The sequence below is a fragment of the Caldalkalibacillus salinus genome (assembly GCF_016745835.1).
GTDB classification, from domain to species: domain Bacteria; phylum Bacillota; class Bacilli; order Caldalkalibacillales; family JCM-10596; genus Caldalkalibacillus_A; species Caldalkalibacillus_A salinus.
In genome coordinates this window covers 20,679-35,829 of the sequence record NZ_JAERVL010000006.1, presented here as the reverse complement: position 1 = coordinate 35,829, position 15,151 = coordinate 20,679, and the positions used below count along the sequence as shown (strand labels likewise).

At 42.7% G+C, this 15,151-nt stretch carries 13 protein-coding genes; 11 read left to right on the top strand and 2 right to left on the bottom strand.

Annotated features, from left to right (window positions below; all coding sequences use genetic code 11):
* Window positions 1-148 precede the first annotated feature (148 nt).
* From JKM87_RS06075 to JKM87_RS06040, 8 genes are all read left to right on the top strand, one after another.
* The gene (locus tag JKM87_RS06075; RefSeq protein ID WP_202079073.1) at window positions 149-1,453 is read left to right on the top strand and encodes an ABC transporter substrate-binding protein; all 1,305 of its coding nucleotides are present in this window, start codon (window positions 149-151) and stop codon (window positions 1,451-1,453) included.
* Window positions 1,454-1,491: 38 nt separating this feature from the next.
* Window positions 1,492-2,367, top strand: a complete 876-nt coding sequence (locus JKM87_RS06070; RefSeq protein WP_236838643.1) for a carbohydrate ABC transporter permease — start codon at window positions 1,492-1,494, stop codon at window positions 2,365-2,367.
* A 1-nt stretch (window position 2,368) separates the two neighbouring features.
* Window positions 2,369-3,205 (top strand): carbohydrate ABC transporter permease, encoded by an 837-nt coding sequence (locus JKM87_RS06065; RefSeq protein WP_236838642.1) that lies wholly within the window; start codon window positions 2,369-2,371, stop codon window positions 3,203-3,205.
* A gap of 176 nt (window positions 3,206-3,381) precedes the next feature.
* Complete coding sequence (locus tag JKM87_RS06060; RefSeq protein ID WP_202079069.1) at window positions 3,382-4,680, top strand: sugar ABC transporter substrate-binding protein; 1,299 nt, start codon at window positions 3,382-3,384, stop codon at window positions 4,678-4,680.
* Window positions 4,681-4,923: 243 nt separating this feature from the next.
* Window positions 4,924-6,252, top strand: coding sequence for a carbohydrate ABC transporter permease (locus JKM87_RS06055; protein WP_202079067.1), 1,329 nt, complete (start codon window positions 4,924-4,926; stop codon window positions 6,250-6,252).
* Between the two features lies 1 nt (window position 6,253).
* Window positions 6,254-7,099: a sugar ABC transporter permease gene (locus JKM87_RS06050; RefSeq protein WP_202079065.1), complete on the top strand. Its 846-nt coding sequence runs from the start codon at window positions 6,254-6,256 to the stop codon at window positions 7,097-7,099.
* A 277-nt stretch (window positions 7,100-7,376) separates the two neighbouring features.
* Entirely contained in the window at window positions 7,377-8,354 is a 978-nt protein-coding gene (locus JKM87_RS06045) for a ring-cleaving dioxygenase (protein ID WP_202079063.1), read from the top strand.
* 151 nt (window positions 8,355-8,505) lie between these two features.
* Window positions 8,506-9,537, top strand: a complete 1,032-nt coding sequence (locus JKM87_RS06040) for a YheC/YheD family endospore coat-associated protein (protein ID WP_202079061.1) — start codon at window positions 8,506-8,508, stop codon at window positions 9,535-9,537.
* Between the two features lie 37 nt (window positions 9,538-9,574).
* Here the strand turns inward: JKM87_RS06040 and JKM87_RS06035 are convergent, their stop codons facing one another.
* Window positions 9,575-10,402 (bottom strand): YheC/YheD family protein, encoded by an 828-nt coding sequence (locus JKM87_RS06035; protein ID WP_202079059.1) that lies wholly within the window; start codon window positions 10,400-10,402, stop codon window positions 9,575-9,577.
* Window positions 10,403-10,566: 164 nt separating this feature from the next.
* Here JKM87_RS06035 and JKM87_RS06030 point away from each other — a divergent pair, with 164 nt between their 5' ends.
* From JKM87_RS06030 to JKM87_RS06020, 3 genes are all read left to right on the top strand, one after another.
* On the top strand, window positions 10,567-11,349 hold the full coding sequence (locus JKM87_RS06030) for a YheC/YheD family protein (protein ID WP_202079057.1): 783 nt from the start codon (window positions 10,567-10,569) through the stop codon (window positions 11,347-11,349).
* A gap of 84 nt (window positions 11,350-11,433) precedes the next feature.
* A complete protein-coding gene (locus tag JKM87_RS06025) occupies window positions 11,434-12,792 on the top strand; it encodes a lysine N(6)-hydroxylase/L-ornithine N(5)-oxygenase family protein (protein ID WP_336885140.1) in 1,359 nt (452 codons plus the stop codon).
* Window positions 12,793-13,077: 285 nt separating this feature from the next.
* A complete protein-coding gene (locus tag JKM87_RS06020; RefSeq protein ID WP_202079055.1) occupies window positions 13,078-13,641 on the top strand; it encodes a hypothetical protein in 564 nt (187 codons plus the stop codon).
* A gap of 5 nt (window positions 13,642-13,646) precedes the next feature.
* Here the strand turns inward: JKM87_RS06020 and pdxR are convergent, their stop codons facing one another.
* Window positions 13,647-15,077: a MocR-like pyridoxine biosynthesis transcription factor PdxR gene (gene pdxR, locus JKM87_RS06015; protein WP_202079053.1), complete on the bottom strand. Its 1,431-nt coding sequence runs from the start codon at window positions 15,075-15,077 to the stop codon at window positions 13,647-13,649.
* Between the last annotated feature and the right edge of the window lie 74 nt (window positions 15,078-15,151).

Genomic DNA, 15,151 nt, shown 5'->3' with positions numbered 1-15,151 from the left:
AGAAAATAATAAATGATAAGAAAATATTAATGATCTTTGCGCATAATATATAAATTAATTTTATAAAGTAAATAAAGCGCTTTTTCACTTCGGTGACAAAAGGTCAGGCAGGTCCTAGGTCTTATATCAATATGGGAGGGAGAGTCTGATGAATCAATTTTTACGATACCTTGGCTTCGTGATGTTGGTCGGGGTCATGCTTGCGGGGTGCACAGGAGAAAACAAGAGTAATGAAAGCGAGGATATCGGAAAGGGTGATGGGACCTCAGGTGAAATCAAGGTCGCTGCATGGAATTTAGCCGCTGACGCGTTGAGTCAAACAGCGGACGCGTTTATGGCAGCATATCCTGATACTCAAGTGACAGTCGAGTACGTGACGAGTGATTATGATAGTATTATTCCGCCTCTAACCGCTGGTAGAGGGGCACCAGATATCGTGCAAATCCAACAGAGAGATTTTCCTAATTTTTTAGAAAGGTTTCCGAATCAGTTTGTCGATATATCCGAGCAGTTAGGGGATCACAAGGATGAGTTTGCTGAAACAGCTTGGTTACAGGTAGAGAAAGAAGGCGTTCCGTATGCTGTACCTTGGGATCTAGGTCCAGTTGGGGTTTACTACCGAACGGACTACTTTGAGCAAGCGGGCATAGACCCGGATACATTAACGACTTGGGATGCTTTTATAGAGGCAGGCAAGCAACTGCAGAATGAACGAGACGGTGTTTATATGATGGCCCATGACACAGTCAGTGGTGATATTACTGACGTTTGGTATATGTTATTAAATCAACTAGGGGGGCAATTCTACGACGCTGATGGGCGTATCAATTTTACTCATGAAGCCAATATAAAAGCCCTTGAGATGACCAAGCGATTCAATGAAGAAGGGATTGTCCTGAACGCTTCTTCTTGGGACGATCGTATCCGTGCGGTCGCGAATGGTCAAACGGCCACAATGATCTATCCCGTTTGGTATGCTGGTACGATTAAGACTCAAGCCGAAGATCAAGAAGGGAAGTGGGGCGTCATGCCTCTGCCCGCGTTTACGGAAGACGGACCTAACCAGGCCAACCTCGGTGGTTCCGTCCTGGCAATTACGGAGCAATCCGACAACAAAGCGTTAGCGTGGAAATTCCTCGCGTTCACGTTGTTGACGAATGAAGGGCAGGATATTCAGATGGCACACGGCTTATTCCCATCATGGCAACCGTACTATGAAACTGAGAAATTCAAGGCCACTGACGATTATTTTGGTATCCCTTTATCCGATTTCTTTGGGCAGGTTTCCACAGAGATCCCGCCTCTAGAGTTCGGCGCCCATTTCCTCGATTTCCAGAAGCCTTTTGAGGATGCAACCGCAGACGTCATGGCCGGTCAAAAGAGTGCTGAAGAAGCCCTAAGGGATGCTGAGCAGCAAGCGGCGAGAGCCACGGGACTAGACATCAGTGAGTAAAAATGAAGCCCACAAGCCCCTTATCGGAGGTGAGACACTTGTCTAAATCGATAATACGAGTGTTTAATTTGCACCCCTATTTATTTATCTCACCGTTTTTTATCCTGTTTGGCACGTTTATGTTATACCCACTCGTGTACGCATTGGTTCTGAGTTTTAGCCGTTGGCAGGGCGGGCAAAGTACGTTTGTAGGTTTAGAGAATTACAAGATGTTAATGACAGACCCGCTTTTTTGGAAGTCTTTAGGCAACACCAGTCTCATCTTATTTGTTCAAGTTCCTATGATGTTGCTGCTGGCCACCTTGATCGCCGTATTCCTCAACGTGAAGCATTTAAAATTTAAAGGATTTTTCAGGATGGCGTTTTTTCTACCTGTCCTCATAGATTTAGTGACATATGCTCTCGTCTTTTCTCTTATTTTTAACGAGCAGTATGGACTGATTAATCAATGGCTGGGGTGGCTTGGCCTTGAGTCGATTGCGTGGTTCTCTGAAGGAATTTGGGCAAAGGTACTCATCATTGTTGCCGTCACATGGCGCTGGACAGGATACAACGCTGTCATTATCCTATCAGGTTTACAGACGGTGCCGAGTGATCTATATGAAGCGGCGAGTATCGATGGTGCGGGAAAGGTAACCCGCTTTTTTAAGATTACCGTTCCGATGTTAAAGCCCGTTTTGTTATTTTGTGCTATTTTATCGACGATAGGGACGCTGCAATTGTTTGCTGAACCCTATGTCCTGACAGGTGGTGGTCCCAGAAACGAGACCATGAGCGTCATTCTGTACCTTTATGATACTGCTTTTGGTACGTTCAATTTTGGTTTGGCTTCAGCTGGCGCCTATGTTATCACAACGATCATTGCCGTCCTATCTTATTTCCAAATCAAGTTAGCCAAAGGGGGTGAGATATAACATGGATATCGTCAGAAGGAGAGAGTTCAATCGCTTACTCATGTATATCTTTGCCGGAATAGGCGTAACGATCTCAATCTATCCATTTTATTGGATGATCAATGCTGCCACGCTGTCAGAACAGCAAATCTTTAGAGTGCCTCCAACATTCACACCGGGTACAAACTTTTTTAGCAACCTACAAGCGCTACAAGAGGCGATGCCCGTATGGCGTGCTTTGTTTAATAGTCTTCTCGTTTCAGGTATAACCACAGCCACCACAGTGCTTTTTTCCGCGTTAGCTGGATTTGCTTTTGCTAAGTATACGTTTAAGGGACGCGAGCCATTATTTTTTATTGTGCTACTTGTGATGATGGTGCCGATACAGGTGATGCTCGTGCCGATGTTTATCATGATGATGACTTTCGACTGGATTGATACTTATTACGCGTTGATTGTCCCTTTCTTAGTGACGCCTTTTGGGGTTTTTCTTATGAGACAACAGATGTTGAATTTCCCTCGTGAACTATTAGAGTCTGCTCGCGTGGATGGATGTAGAGAAATCGGCATGTTTTTCAGGATTGTACTGCCCACGATGAAGCCTGCGTGTGCCGCCCTAGCCATCGTCACCTTTATGCAACAATGGGGGAACTTCATTTGGCCTCTCGTGGCCGTCAATTCGCAGGAGATGTATACCCTGCCGCTTATGTTATCGATGATGGTACAGCCGGGGCAGGTCGTACAGTACGGTCAGGTGATGGTCGGAGCAGTCATCGGACTGATCCCCATGATCGTGCTATTTTTAATGTTCCAAAAGCATTTTGTCTCAGGTGTGTTTGGTGGTTCGGTGAAGGGCTAGCGAATCGGGGAGGGGGATTAGGATAAAGGTTTTTATCTAAAAAGTATTGCCAATATTCCGAGGAAAAAGTATAATATGACTACAGTGTGCAACCGTTTTCTTCAGTTTTTTTAATCGTTTGTGCAACCGTTTTCCTATAACAAAATAATGATTAATAAGATGAGGGGGATTTAATTATGTTTAAACAATCACGTATCTTAACACTGCTATTATTGTTTATGTTATCTGTTACCCTAGTGGCTTGTGGTTCTGATGAGAGTAACGCAGATAGCAGCCCATCAGATGGACAAGCAGAGGACGGCTTGAGTGAAGACTTTGAAGTTGTTCCTGAAGAGGGAGCAGAATTAACACTTTGGAGTGATGGAGACGAAAGTCTTGACTGGGCAAAGGAAATGGCGGAAGCTTTTGAAGCAGAATACGGCATCCCTGTCACAGTAGAAGAAGTTGGACAAGAGGATGCACCTGAACGTTTGGCAACGGATGGCCCTTCAGGGCTAGCTGCAGACGTCTTTCCGTCTACGCATGACCGTATTGGACGTGCCATTTCAGCAGGGCTCGTTATTGAGAATTTCTGGCCCGAAGAATATGAAGAAGCGTTTGTTGACGCAGCGATTGAAGCCACTACATTCGATGGTATGCTGTATGGTTATCCTAACCGTATAGAAACCTACGCTTTATTCTATAATAATGACCTCGTTGAACAAGCGCCTGAAACGATGGATGACCTTTTTGAAATCGCTAGCAATATTAATGATGAAAGCGATAAATACGGCTTCATGATGGAACCCGGCAACTTCTACTTTAACTATGCGTTCTTCGGGGGTTATGGTGGCTATGTGTTTGGCGACGGTAACACAGATGTGAGCGATATCGGTCTCAATAATGAAGGCGCTGTAGAAGCTGTTGAGCTCATCGAACGTATGCGTCATGAATTGCTTCCGGCATTTGCATTAGAGGATATTACGTATGACGTTAAAACGGCTTTGTTTGAAAATGGTGATTTAGCGTTAGATATTAACGGGCCATGGGCTGTAGAAGGGTACAAAAGTGCCGGTGTTGACTTCAGTGTGGCACCACTTCCTGTCTTAGATAACGGTGACAACCCTACGAGCTTCTCTGGTACAAGTGGTTTTTATGTCAATGCGTATACAGAATATCCGAATGCAGCCTCTTTGTTAGCGCAATTTATCACCAATGAGGAAAACCTGTTAAGACAATTTGAAGTGGCCGGTCATTTACCACCGCGCGAAGTATTAATTGATGATGAAGCTATACAAAGCAATCCATATGCTGTTGCTTTCTTAGAACAAGTGGGGCATGCTGTGCCAATGCCTAATATTCCAGAAATGCCACTCGTTTGGGACCCAATGGAAGCTGCAGTGGCCAATGTGTGGAATGACGGATCTGATCCTCAGGAGGCTTTAGATAAAGCAGTAAACACCATTGAACAAGCCATCCAAGAGCAACAAAAGTAAGGCTACCTAAGAAGGTTAATTTTATAGGGAACGAGTGATAAGGTAACAGTAGTATCAGTGAGGTGGTGTACGACGGTTTTGACACGACGCCTCAGTGAGGTGGTGTACGACGGTTTTGACACGACGCCTCACTGATGACGCTATGACTGACCCCTCGTGACTAGATTAATAGGATCGTAACAATAGAGAGAGAGAAAAAACGTGACCAGGGTAGGAGATTTTGAAAGAAGGGAGCACCGAGCCATGGAGACACAACGAGTCCAAACGGGCGTCGTCAGGCGTCACAGCAAAGTAGCAGCATGGTTGTCTGTTTTTTTTATGGGATTAGGCCAGATCTACAACAAGCAGTATTTGAAGGGGAGTTTGTTATTTTTATTTGAGAGTTTTATCCTCGTTTTTTGGTCCAAAACGATCATTACCGGACTCCATGGTCTCATCACTCTAGGTGAGACACCGCAAGTAAGGAGAAGAGGAAAAATCGTCGAAGAAGGCGATCACTCTATACTGTTAATGGCAGATGGTCTGTTAATTGTCATTGCACTAGTTGGATTTTTAGCCCTTTATTATATTAATATTCGCGATGCTTATAAAACAGGTAAAGGACGAGAGCAAGGGGAGCCGCTATTATCTTTCAAGGCTTCTATTCAAAATTCTTGGGACAAGGGGTTTCCTTATTTTTTAATAACACCCGCAGCTCTATTCATGATCCTACTGACCGTCTTTCCATTGATTTTTACAGCTTTAATTGGCTTCACCAATTACTCATCGCCAAACTATTTACCGCCTAGGGCGCTAGTGGATTGGGTTGGGTTTGATCAGTTTTTACGTTTATTTACAATGGAATCCTGGCGTAGCACTTTTCTTGGTGTATTCACATGGACTGTGGTCTGGGCTGTGTTGTCTACGGTCATGGTGGTATTTGCCGGGCTTTTTGTGGCCGTGGTGTTATCTCGCAAAGAGGTAAAGTTCAAGAAATTTTGGAGAAACATGTTTATTATCCCATGGGCTGTACCTGCATTTGTGACTATTCTAATATTCAGAAATTTGTATAACGGACAAACGGGTGTCATTAATCAGATGTTGAATGCGGTCGGGCTCCAATCCATCCCGTGGTTATCCGATCCGACATGGGCCAAGATCGCGGTACTGCTCACGAACCTGTGGTTAGGCTTTCCATTCTGGATGGCTTTATTTACAGCGATACTCACGACTATTAGTAAAGAATTATACGAGGCAGCTCAAGTGGATGGTGCGTCCTTCATTCAACAGTTTAGAAAGATCACATTCCCTATCGTCATGGTGTCAGCGGTACCCCTCATGGTCTTTACTTTCGCTTTTAACTTTAATCAGTTAACTTTCATTTACTTGATGACAGAAGGTGGACCGATTAACGCAGATTATAACTATGCTGGGCATACCGATATCCTCTTGTCATGGATTTTCCGTATGACACTAGAGAACGGTCAGTATGCGGTTGCGTCTGCTGTGGCATTGCTTGTTTTCCTTATCATTGCCGGATTTGCGTATTTCAACTTAAGGAATACCAAATCGCTGAAAGGGGATGTGCGATAACATGTATAACCATAAATTAAAGAAGATATTAACCAATGTGCTCATATACGGAATCTTAGTATCCTTAATGGTTATCTGTCTATTCCCTGTCTACTTTGTTTTCATTGGATCATTAAACCCTGGCTCATCGTTACACACATCTAAAATATTTCCAAACATCTCGGAGCTCAACTGGTCGCACTATCAAACCTTATTCACTAAATACGATTACTTTACATGGTATAAAAATACGGTGGTCGTTGCTGTAGCCAATATGGTTGTGTCCACTTTCTTTGGCGTTTTAGCAGGTTATGGTTTTTCCCGATTTAATTTTAGAGGTAAGAAACAAGGGCTCATGGCTATCATTATCCTGCAGATGTTTCCTACCATTATGGGGATGATCGCCATCTATTCACTGTTGGGTGTTTTTGGACTCTTAGACACTCATCTAGGGTACATTCTCGTGTTATCTGCAGGGAGTATTGCTTTTAACACATGGATTGTCAAAGGGTTCTTTGATGGCATACCAAGGAGTTTAGATGAAGCGGCTAGAATAGACGGTGCATCAAATATAAAAACCTTTTATCATATCATGCTGCCATTAGCGACGCCGATTGTCTCTTTTATTGCTTATAACAGTTTTATCGCTGCAAGTATGGACTTTATCATGGCAGAGGTCATACTCCGTTCTAGTGAAAACTGGACGTTAGCACAAGGGTTATTTACCCTCGTGTCTGGACAAGCCAATAACAACTTCACGGTGTTCGCAGCCGGAGCAGTACTCATCTCTATACCATTAATGTTGCTCTTCTTCTTGTTCCAACGTTATATTGTGGAAGGTATGACGGCTGGTGCAGAGAAAGGTTAAGGATAGAGGTTAATGACATCACATCATAAAAATACAATAAAACAATGAGAAGGAAGGGACGTCTGACTCTTTAGAGGGGGGCGTCTTTTTTCAAGCGTATGTGTTGACATCCGCTTCAATCTTAGATTAAATAGAGATATCTCGAATTCAAGATAATAGATCATGAGCCTATAAATTGAGCCTCTAAAAAGGCTGTATGATTTTTATAAAAACGCGTTGGACATGATAATGGACAACACACACCTTAGCGTCATAAGTATGAGTTGGAGGGATAGAGATGAACGATTTAAAAGGCATTCACCACGTGACGGCTATCACGAGTAGTGCAGAGAAGAACTATGAATTTTTCACTTATACACTAGGGATGCGTCTCGTTAAAAAAACGGTCAATCAAGATGATATTCAGACGTATCATTTGTTCTTCGCTGATGATACTGGGAGTCCAGGAACTGATATGACCTTCTTCGACTTTCCAGGTATACCAAAAGGCGTTCATGGGACGAATGAAATTTCAAAAACATCGTTCCGCGTCCCTAGTGATGCGGCGCTTGAATACTGGGTTGAGCGGTTTGATCGTCTAGAGGTTAAACATACGGGGATTAAAGAGCAGTTTGGGAGAAAAACCTTGTCCTTTGTCGACTTTGATGATCAGCAGTATCAACTCATTTCAGACGAGCTTGACGAGGGAGTGGCTTCAGGTACGCCATGGCAAGACGGACCGATACCGCTGGCGTACGCTATTACCGGGTTAGGGCCTATCTTCGTCCGTGTCGCCAATTTTGAATACTTTAAAGAAATGATGGAAAAGGTTCTGTTGTTTAAGGAAGTGGCCCAGGAAGGTGATTTTCACTTGTTTGAAGTAGGGGAGGGGGGTAACGGTGCCCGGGTCATCGTCGAGCATAATGTTCTATTGCCACAGGCCCGACAAGGTTACGGTACTGTACACCATTCCGCTTTCCGTATTGAGGATCGCGAAGAATTAGATCAGTGGCAGAAACGACTAGAAGGCTTTAACTTCCAGACGTCAGGTTATGTTGATCGTTTTTACTTCAAATCCTTATATAGCAGAGTGGCGCCCCAAATTTTATTTGAATTTGCCACGGATGGTCCAGGATTCATGGGAGATGAACCTTACGAAACGCTTGGAGAGAAATTGGCACTTCCACCATTCTTAGAGCCCCACCGTGAAGCGATTGAGCAACAGGTTCGCCCCATTGACACAGTCAGAAGTACAAAGCATTTTAAGAAAGAATAGCGTAACAAACCGAAAAGAAAAACAGATCCCACTTATATGAAAGGCTGTTGCTTGACACGTGTATGCGTTGGTTTAGGCAACCGCCTTTTTTATGTAACGAGGATGTTATTCGCCTGCATATAATAAAGGAGGTGAGAGGAGGAGCATTGAAATGATTGGCATCATGAAAAATAGTCTTAAATATAAAAAATCTTTAACATCATTAGCTCTAGCCGCGATGGAGGCTGGTTTCAAACAGGTCGTTGCTTTTACCCCTAGAGATGTTCACCTAGCCAAACGTAAAATACACGCACTTGAATTTACACCTAACGGCTGGGTCAAAAGGGTGGTACCCTTTCCAAGCATTATTTATGATCGTGGATACTATACGAGTCCAGAGGATGCGCGTATGGCCATACGTTTACAAAGTAAAGTGCCCTTTGTGGGATATTCAATGGGGACAAAATTAAACATACACCGCCACTTAAAAAAATCAAAAGAGATTTCCCCCTATCTCATCCCTACGACACTTATGACAAACATTGATGATGTGATTAAAGCTCTCTCAGAAAACCAGCTTATACTTAAACCTGTTAATGGCTGGGGTGGCAGGGGGATTTATCGGCTTGAAAGAGAGGATGACGCACATCGATATACTGTTTATCAGAACCAGGAGCAATATGAGTTAGACGAGTATCAGGTGCGCAAAAAGTTGCAGGTGTTAAAGCATAAACGCTATATCATGCAACCTTGGCTTGACATTCGTGGCAAAGATGAACGTATTGCCGATCATCGTGTTTTAATTCACAAGGACCATACAGGTGTGTGGAATATACTCGGCATTGTCACTCGTCTGGGACCTGAAGGTAATGTGACTTCAAATGTTAAAAGTGGCGGTGATTTAGTCCACACCATGGATTATCTCACAACACAGTTTGATCATAGTCAAGCTGAAGACATGTACCGTGAGATGGAAGACCTTTCTTATAAAATTGCTTCACACCTAGAGAAGTCTTATCGCAGAAGATTTTTTGAATTTGGTATAGATTTTGCCATTTGTCGTGATGGAAGTCTTAAACTGATTGAGGTCAACATCAAACCGGGTAAAAACATATTAAAGGTGACAGCGACGCAAGAAATGAGAGAAAAAGTGTTTAGAGCCTCCTTTGATTATGCCTATCACGTCATCAATCATAGCAGATGATAACCTCATTATGGTGTCTTATTAAAGGTGTTCTTCATTATCTATGGCTTCTGCGAAGCTTTCTATGAGCCCGAGCTATCCTCTTAGTGTTTATCTTACTTCTTCTGGCCAGTTTTTTATTCACATTTTTATACGCCGTAATCATTTTCAACATTGATTTATCTTTTAATTTTCTAAAATGAGATAGGCCAGGGTCAAAGTTTGCCTCTAATACCCAGACTTTGCCGCTATTATCTATGGCAACATCAAATCCGATGATGTTTAGACTTGGAAAACCTTCTCCAAGCACTTGGGCAGATTTTCGTGCAATCTCATGTAATCGCGGTGTGATAACCTTTGGAGACTTTGTAATCGTTGAATGCTCTATCCCGTTTTTTAACGTGAGGACTCTTCCGTTGGTCGGTCTTACATTCGTAATAAAGTAACCGGACCCTGCAACCTTAGCGACTTGGCCTGTCACTTTCCAATCCTGCTGACCTCTATATCTTTGAACAATCACTCTAAAATCAATAGGACGTCCTTTTATCCTAGCTAGAGGGATATATTGTTGGATCACGTATCTTTTTGAAGAAGTGATCTTTTTTACTAATTGAGAAAGGTTATGATGCCCTGTTATAACCATTTTTCTTTTTTTAAAATGTACTTCATAACGGCCAGACCTTAGCGTTACTATCTTAACGACACCTCTGCCTTTTCTTCCATTATCGGGCTTAAGTACAATGTGCTGATAATGGGCAAGCATACCATTAAAAGTCCCCCTATTGAACGTCCTTGTATCTGGTAGTACCTCTTTTGGTAATCTGTTTTTCATCTTATTATATTTCCTCATCTTCGAAAAGCCTGCTAATCCCATTTCAAAATTCACCTCTGCTCTTTCAGTTAGTCAATGTTCATAAGTTATCTTATGAGAGAGAGTGACTTTTGCTGTAGACACTTACGTTAGATATGAACACATTTTGTGAAAAATGAGCAGATGTACAATAGATTAAGAAATGAATCGACATAGAGTATCATTAAGAGGTGATACGATTGAAGACAAAATATTATAAGAGCAAAAGTATGAGACAAAAGTATCTTGTGTACCAACACTTATCCAATGTTTACACATTACAGCCCCTTTTGCCTGACACCACCCTATTTTCAAAAAGGAACTTACTTAAGATGGTGAGGGAATACCCCAAACTGTATATTAAGCCGAATAAAGGTGCCCAAGGTCACGGCATATATAAATTGACTAGAAAACAGTCTAGGTCCGAAAAACGAACGTATCTTCGTTTAAAGTCACTTAAAAAAACGAAAACCTTTAGAGAAATCAAACCTTTATATCGTTATCTCAACAAAAAGAAACGACGCAAAATGATTATCCAGCAAGGGATTACTTTAGAAAAAGTGAAAGGGAGACCTTACGATTTACGTGTGATGGTTCAGCGCAAACCTAGAGGGAGCTGGACTTGCACAGGTATGTTTAGCAAGGTGGGAAAAAAGGGGAACATTGTGACCAATTTTGCTCAAGGAGGAAGAATTGTTCTCCTCAATCAATTATTTAAAAAGCTGAAATTATCTCCGTCTGAGAAAGATAAACGAAGAGCAGAACTGAGCCAAAGTGCAGTTGAAATTTCACGCGTGTTGAATTCAAAAAGACCGGGCATGCACGAAATGGGAATAGACTTTGCTTATGATCATCATGGACATCTATGGCTCCTAGAGGTTAACTCTAGTTCACCCCAATTCTACCCTTTAAAAAAAATTGATCGCAAAATGTATAAACGCATGATGAGGTTTGCAAGAAGTTACGGTAGAAGACATGCATAATGAGGATTGAAAAATCATCGGCGGGTAAAGATAAATAATAAATACATCGTTTTCGCAAAAGTAAGGATAGGGGGATGAGCCATAGTGACACAGCAAAAAATTTATGATGTCATTGGAATCGGAATAGGACCATTCAATTTAGGATTAGCTGCATTACTAGACCGAGTGGATGATATTGAGGCATTATTCTTTGAACAGGAAAAAGCATTTGACTGGCATCCAGGAATGTTAATAGAGGGAGCAGATATGCAAACCTCCTTTCTTTCTGATTTAGTAACATTAGCTGACCCGACGAGTCCTTATACGTTTCTTAATTATTTGCACCACCACAACCGATTATATCAATTTATCAATTTTCATCGCTTTAAGATACCGAGAACAGAATATAATGATTACGCCAAGTGGGTGGCTTCTCAACTGGATGATTGTCATTTTGGCAAACAAGTGGTAGATCTTATAGAGCATTCAGACGCATCAGAGCCCTATTATGAAGTAGTGGTGTCGAGTGAAGCTGGAGAAACTGCCACCGAGACAAAGGAGACAGAACACTATTATAGTCGACATGTCGTCCTTGGGACAGGTGGCATTCCGAATATACTCCCTGGCTTTGAAGCATATGATAAAGATGTGTTTCATACCAGTCAGTATATGTTTCATAAGGACGCATTGGGCCAAGCAAAATCCATCACCATAGTGGGCTCGGGGCAAAGTGCAGCTGAAGTTTTTTACGATTTGCTCCAGGATCAGGAACGCTTTGGATACGAATTGGCGTTACTTACACAGGCCCCTGGTATCTTCCAATTAGAGCAGGGAAAGGTGGCCCAAGAAGCGTTTTCTCCTGACTACATTAAGTATTTTCATTCATTACCATTCGACACGCGAATGGAAACATTACCCACATTGAATCCACTTCGTAAGGGGGTAGACCCACACACTTTAGCAGATTTATATGATTTGCTCTACGAACGTTCGGTTTCTCGTGAAGACCCTCCCATAAAAATACAACCGGTCGCTGAAGTGAGAGGGATTAAGCCTGTCAATGAAAATCAAGGAGGACCACAACGTACATATCTGCTAACCTGTCATCAATACCAAGAAGATCAATCCTTTACTCACCAAACAGAAAAAGTCATCTTAGCGACAGGCTATCAATTTTTTATACCCGACTTTATGAAGAAGTTTAGCGATCAGATCGTTTGGGAGGACGAACACCGCTACAAAGTATCGCTTGATTATAAGATAGAGTTTAAGGACAAGGACAAGCGTGCAAATCATATCTTTACAGTCTCAAATCTAGAGCATTCCCACGGGGCTGGGGCAACGAACTTGCGATTGTCCGTCCAGCGTAACCAGAGAATCATCAACAGCATCGCCGGGCGTGAGGTTTATCCCGTACCTGAGAACACCGTGTTTCAGCAGTTTTCAATGAAAAACAATCACTAAACGAGTAAAATGACAACCGCTCTGGTGGTACTCAGTTATAAAACCGTAGACCATAAGCCAAGGGTAAGGAAGGGTAAGGAGTAAATCTTTGCGCGCTAAGTTTACTTAGCGCATTTTTTATGGTGCAACAATGCGCAACTGGTTGGCGTCTATTATGTAAGCGATTATGTAAGCAAGAGCAAGTGATAGGAATGAAAAATAAAGAAATACCAAGACAGAGGGAGTGAGACAAAGAAGATGAAACCACGAAACCGAATGCTTTACATATCCATGTGTGCGGTCTTTATGCTAGTACTAGCAAGCTGTGGGGGTGAACAAGTGCATACCAACCAAAGTCACTCAGGTCACTCGGGAGAACAAAACGAAGACGAGCTTAAGGTTGAAGAGACGCGAGTGGAAGTCACGCAAGGGGACTTTATTTATCGCCTCGTAACGGAGAAGGCAGCGTACAAGGAAGGGGAGAACATTAATCTTTATGCTGAGCTAGAGTATGTCGGTGATCAAGATGAAGTGGTTATCTCCCATGCTGCATCCCCGTTTTATTTTCCCATGTATGAGAAAACGAGAGGATACCAGATCGGGTATTCTATGCCCCAGCCTCTTGTGACCACAACACTGACCAAGGATGAGCCGTTACGTGAACGGTATAAGGGAAGTGGGAGCTATGGTCCCGAGGATGACTCAGAGTACATCGCCTTTATGAAGCGCATTATGGAACAAGACTTCCCACCGGGTTTCTATATTGTTAATGGCTCGGCGCAATTCAATGTCAAGGATGATGAACCAGGAGAAGAAGACAAAAAGTATAGGATAGAGGGTGACATACAGTTTAAGGTGACGAGAGAGTGATAGCATTATGTTTTCCACGCTTGAGCTAAACTCTGTACCCCCTCTATAATCTCATCCTCCGTTAACCCTCCAAAGCCGAGCTGGACCACATTTAAGTGGGCTTGTAATGGATCTGCCCAATGGTGGGAGATCGGGTAAACCTTCACTTGGTGTCGTGAAGCTCTGTCCACTAGTTCTTTTTCGGACAGTCCATTTCTGACTCGAAGTAAGATGTGTAATCCCGCATCCTGACCCAAAATATCGATTTCGAGTGTACCCAGATATTCACTTAATGCGTCTAAAAGTACAGTCTGTTTTGATCGATAAACCTTTCTCATCCGACGTAAATGACGTTCCCAATGTCCGTGAGACATAAATAATTGTAAGGTCTTCTGATGTAGGTAGGAGACAGGGGTGTCATAACCAAGAAAAGTTTCGCGGTAGCGTTCAATAAGTGTTGGAGGGAGAATCATATAGCTGATGCGAAGGGAAGGAAGTAATGACTTAGAAAAGCTACCGACATACACGACATGCTGGTGTTGGTCTAATCCTTGTAAAGCAGGTATGGGTCGACCGTTATATCGAAACTCGCCATCATAATCATCCTCGATAATGAGTCCGTTTTGATCATAAGCCCAGTTTAACAACGCCATTCTACGTGCAACAGGCATCGTCATCCCACATGGAAATTGATGTGAAGGTGTAATATATACTGTATTAGCCATGCTATGGTACAGCTCCTTAACATTCAATCCTTGTTTGTCTAGGGATATAGGTGCAACGGCTAATCCCTGTGCCTCAAATACACGCCGTGCCCCATCATATCCTGGATTCTCCATAGCGATTATTCGGCCCTCAGCTTTAATCATAAGGGAAAGAAGGTTCAAAAGGGATTGAATGCCCGAACCTATCACGACTTGCTCTGCAGTACAATTCACACCACGAGAGTGACGAAGGTATTTTGCAATGTCGAACCGGAGGTCTTGTTCACCCTGGGGATTGCCATAAATAAACAAACGTTTATGATTAGGATGTAAAGCTTCTAAGGTTAACTTTCGCCAAGTATGAAAGGGGAAGTGTTCGGCGTCAACATTACCATATCTAAAATCAATTCTGATGTTTTCTGTTTCTTCTTCTAGCTGACTTTCACTTTTGTCAATCGGTGACTGATCGTAGCCGCTTTTTCCTGGTAACTTGACATCATCCTGATTCACATCCACTACATATAGTCCACTGCGGGGGCGGCTTTCTACATATCCCTCCATGATGAGCTGTTGATAAGCCGTTTCTATCGTATTGCGACTCACTCTCAGGTGCTCAGAGAGTTGTCGGATGGAAGGCAGACGAGTACCCGCAGATATTTTTCCTTGTATCATTTCGTGTTTAATGTATTCAAAGATTTGGATGTATAAAGGTTGTGTCGAATCGGGATTTAACGATAGTGTCACCTCTAGCATCATATATCCTTCCTTTCCTAAGACGCCGTAAAGGCCAGAACTGACCCCATAAAAATAAGTTAAACTGTAGCTTA

Bases quoted from the DNA above. Each gene is read 5' to 3' on its own strand.
- JKM87_RS06055 (WP_202079067.1), top strand. From the start codon at position 4,924: ATGGAGACACAACGAGTCCAAACGGGCGTCGTCAGGCGTCACAGCAAA.
- JKM87_RS06045 (WP_202079063.1), top strand. From the start codon at position 7,377: ATGAACGATTTAAAAGGCATTCACCACGTGACGGCTATCACGAGTAGT.
- JKM87_RS06020 (WP_202079055.1), top strand. From the start codon at position 13,078: ATGCTAGTACTAGCAAGCTGTGGGGGTGAACAAGTGCATACCAACCAA.
- JKM87_RS06050 (WP_202079065.1), top strand. From the start codon at position 6,254: ATGTATAACCATAAATTAAAGAAGATATTAACCAATGTGCTCATATAC.
- JKM87_RS06075 (WP_202079073.1), top strand. From the start codon at position 149: ATGAATCAATTTTTACGATACCTTGGCTTCGTGATGTTGGTCGGGGTC.
- JKM87_RS06065 (WP_236838642.1), top strand. From the start codon at position 2,369: ATGGATATCGTCAGAAGGAGAGAGTTCAATCGCTTACTCATGTATATC.
- JKM87_RS06040 (WP_202079061.1), top strand. From the start codon at position 8,506: ATGATTGGCATCATGAAAAATAGTCTTAAATATAAAAAATCTTTAACA.
- pdxR (WP_202079053.1), bottom strand. From the start codon at position 15,077: ATGCTAGAGGTGACACTATCGTTAAATCCCGATTCGACACAACCTTTA.
- JKM87_RS06060 (WP_202079069.1), top strand. From the start codon at position 3,382: ATGTTTAAACAATCACGTATCTTAACACTGCTATTATTGTTTATGTTA.